This window comes from Microbacterium sp. CPCC 204701, from assembly GCF_004010105.1.
Classification (GTDB): domain Bacteria; phylum Actinomycetota; class Actinomycetes; order Actinomycetales; family Microbacteriaceae; genus Microbacterium.
Genome location: NZ_RRYE01000321.1, coordinates 1 through 3,502, shown reverse-complemented (window position 1 = coordinate 3,502; position 3,502 = coordinate 1). Strand labels below are relative to the sequence as shown.

General features: G+C 70.0%; 3 protein-coding genes. 1 reads left to right on the top strand and 2 read right to left on the bottom strand.

The window, feature by feature from the left end:
- Positions 1-2,381 (bottom strand): DUF4062 domain-containing protein (locus EIO58_RS14675; protein WP_127820147.1); only part of this gene is annotated, 2,381 nt, incomplete at its 3' end.
- Between the two features lie 212 nt (positions 2,382-2,593).
- Here EIO58_RS14675 and EIO58_RS14670 point away from each other — a divergent pair.
- Positions 2,594-3,127: a hypothetical protein gene (locus tag EIO58_RS14670; RefSeq protein WP_127820146.1), complete on the top strand. Its 534-nt coding sequence runs from the start codon at positions 2,594-2,596 to the stop codon at positions 3,125-3,127.
- Positions 3,128-3,129: 2 nt separating this feature from the next.
- Here EIO58_RS14670 and EIO58_RS14665 read toward each other — a convergent pair.
- Positions 3,130-3,502 (bottom strand): response regulator transcription factor (locus EIO58_RS14665; RefSeq protein WP_164861735.1); only part of this gene is annotated, 373 nt, incomplete at its 5' end.

Genomic DNA, 3,502 nt, shown 5'->3' with positions numbered 1-3,502 from the left:
GCCGCCACCGCGCAGACGCCTTCGAGCCCGTAGGCCACGCCTTCGTCGTAGTGAAGGCGCACCGAGAGCAGCAGCGTGTGCACGAACTCCTTCTCGGCCTGCTCGATGCGCCCGAGCTGGAAGTTCAGACGCGATCGCAGGTTGCCGGCCACCGAGGTGGTGAACAGGTCGCCACCCGCTTCGGCGACCGCCGTCGCCCGGTCGAAATGCGCCAAGGCGTCGGCGGTTGCACCCCGAACCCACGCGAGGCGTCCAAGAGAGACCTCGGTGATCGCCTCCGCCCAGTCGTTTCCGAGCTCGTGCAGTCTCACGACCGCCTCGCTCAGCTCCGCCTCGGCCTTGTCGGCGTCGGGATCCGCCAGCTGCACGCGTGCGGTGGCGCGAGCGGCGAGTGCCATCGCTGCGGCATCGGCATCGCCGCACTCCGTGAACAGCCGCACGCATTCGCCGAGGCCTGCGACCACTTGCTCGCTGGGCCGCTGCCACATCTCGCCCCACAGCGCGAAGAACCACGCGACCGCCCTCGTGTGCTGCGTGATCGGCTGCTCATGCTGTTTCTCGAGCAGCTCGAGCATCCACAGCCGCACCTCGGCGAAGAAGCCGGAGATCCACCAGTAGATGAGGAGGGACCACGCGAAATCGCCGGCGTCGTCGAGCCGGTCCGTGTAGATGAGGTGGCGGACGGCCGCCCGCAGATTCGGCAGCTCGAGCCCCAGACGCGCGACGGCGTCGGCCTGGCCCGGTCCGCCGAGATCGGGCGCGACGCGCTGCACGAGCCCTCGGTAGTAGTCCGCGTGCGCCCTTCGCACGCGGTCGGCCTCACCTCGTTTCTTGAGACGGCCGACGGCGTATTCGCGGACGATGGCCAGCAGCGAGAACACCCGGCGTCCACCCACCTCGTGCTGCGCGACGAGGGAGCCGTCGACGAGGGCGGCGAGCCCGTCGAGAGCCTCACCCTCCCACGAACGGCCCGCCCCCATGGCCTCGACGGCCTCGAGGGTGAAGCGAGTGGCGAACACGCCCAGGTCTTCCAGCAGGTCGCGGTGCACCTCCGGCAGCAGGCTCACGCTCCAGTCGATCGTCGCGCGCATCGTGCGGTGTCGCTCGGGCAGATCGCGCACCGCGGCCGTCAGCAGCGGCAGGCTCTCCTCGAGCCTTTCGGCGATGCCGGCCGGACTCAGGATCCGCACTTTGGCCGCGGCGAGCTCGATCGCCAGCGGCAGGCCGTCCAGCGCGCGACAGATGTCGGCGAGGTCGCCGGCGTTGCCCGGGGTGACGTCGAACCCCGGCCGGATCGCCTGGGCCCGATCGACGAACAGCGCGACGGCTGCGGAGCGGGTCGTGACGTCGAGGCTCGCCGGCTGGCGTCCGGCCGGAGTGGTGAGGGTCGGCACCTCGTACACGCGCTCGCCGCGGATGCGCAGCACGATGCGACTGGTCACCAGGAATGTCGCCGTCGGTGCGGCGCTGTACAGCCGCACGAGCACAGGGGCGGCATCGACGATCTGCTCGAAGTTGTCGAGGACGATCAGCACCTTGCGGTCGGCGAGAGCGTGCGCGATGCGCTCCTCCAGCGCGGCTTCGCCGTTGTCGCGGATGCCGAGATAGTAGGCGATCGTCGGCAGCAGCAGTCCGGACTCGAGTACTCCTTCGAGCAGCACGAAGTACACGCCGTCGGGGAAGAGGTCTCCGCATGCCAGTGCAGTCTCGATGGCGAGCCGGCTCTTGCCGATCCCGCCGGCGCCGATGAGGCTCACGACACGGTCTGTGCCGCGAGCGAGGAGGTCGCGCACGGCTGCGATGTCGGCATCCCGCCCGATCGTCTTCGTGTAGGGCACGGGCACCCTGCCGACCAAGGACGCTCCTGCGCTTGCCGGATCGGGGTCGTCGGTGGTGCGGGATTGGTCGAAGCGTTCGGCCAGGAGCATGGCGAGGTCTGCGGCGACCTGGTCTTCGAGGTCTTCGGCGGTGTCGAAGTGCAGGTATGCGGCGGTGTCGTCGGCTTGGATGCGTGCGATGAGCTGGGCGAGGCGTTCGTCGCGGTGGTCGGCGGTTTTGAGGTAGATGAGTTTCGGCATGGCTTTCGGGGCGAGGTTGTACTCGTCCTCGAGGCCCGAGATCTGTTCGTCGGGTGCGATCCAGCCGTAGCTGGAGCCGTAGATGCCGATGAAGACGTCGCTTTGTGCGAGGTAGGAGCGGTAGAGCTCTCGTGGGGGGTGGGGTCGGGCGCCGAGCTCGAACATCACGGGGGCGAGTCGGAGCTTCTCGACGGCGGCCTTGACCGCTGCGCGTTCGCCGGAAAGCTCGCGCAGTGTAGAACTCACGAACACCCGGATCCGCTGATCGGGAGTGCGGATCACGGGGTGTCCCACCCCAGTCATGTGCACATCATGGACCCTGCGGGGCGGTTTCCGCTATGACTTCGCATGCATTGCGTGTGGCCACCGGGGGTGCTCCAACCCTCCATTCGGGTGGGGGTCCGGGCGCCAGGACTCTTCGGCGACTGCGACTTCTCGCGGTGAGACGGCAGGCGAACCCCGCCTTTCGGAGGGGACCCGGTCCTCAGGACGCAGGGGCGTGGTTCGCTTGCATCATGACATTGGCGAGCGCCCTGCGCGAGCAGGGCCGCAGGATGCGTGGTGTGACGATGGCCGAGCCGGCGGCGGACGATCTCGACGCGGGCCCCGGCGCCCGACTGGTCCTGTTCGGACCAGGGGACTCCTCCACGGCGGGCCGCCGCGTGCGCAGGGCGAAACTGCTGGCGATGCGTCCGGTCGACCCTACGGTCGAGGTGGCCCCGCCCCCCGGCATCGACGACGGCGTGCACTGGGAGTATCTCCAGGCCGACGACCGCGCACTGCTCGTGCGCACCCGGGACTTCACCGACCCCGACGAGGCGCGGTGGGATGCCGACCGCGTCTTCGCGACCGGGCGGCCGCCTCGCGCGGTGTTCGTCCGCGACGAGGCGACGGCGCAGCTGTCGTGGTGGCTGATGCGCGGAGACGAGCCGCTGATCGTCGCCTCGCGCGTATGGCTGCGCAGTCAGCGCCCCGCGGTCGTCCGCCACGCGCGCAGCGCCCTGCTCGCGCTGGTGACCGATCCCCGATGGGGTTCGTACGCCGGCTGACCCTACGGGTTGAGGCCCCGTTGAAACGCCCACAGCGCAAGCTGCGTGCGATCGGCGGCGCCGGTCTTGTCGAGCATGTTGCCGATGTGCCACTTCACGGTGTTCTCGCCGAGCCCGAGGCGCGCGGCGATCTGTTTGTTGCTGAGTCCGTCGGCGAGCGCCGTCACGACCTCGAGCTCCCGCTCGGTGAGCACCTCGGTCAGCCCGAGCTCGTTGAGCGGGCGGGATGCCGGAGCCGAGACCGCGCCTGGAATGCCGGGTGTCTTCGGGGGCGCTGCGGGTCGGCGGGTGCCGCGGGCGCCTTCGCGGCTGCGCGCCCGGCTGCTGCCCCGCGCGTAGTCGGCGATGAGCCGCTGACGCACGGCGGGGGACTGC

What these genes read in the sequence shown, in the direction of transcription:
- EIO58_RS14670 (WP_127820146.1), top strand. Translation starts at nt 2,594, where the DNA reads ATGACATTGGCGAGCGCCCTGCGCGAGCAGGGCCGCAGGATGCGTGGT.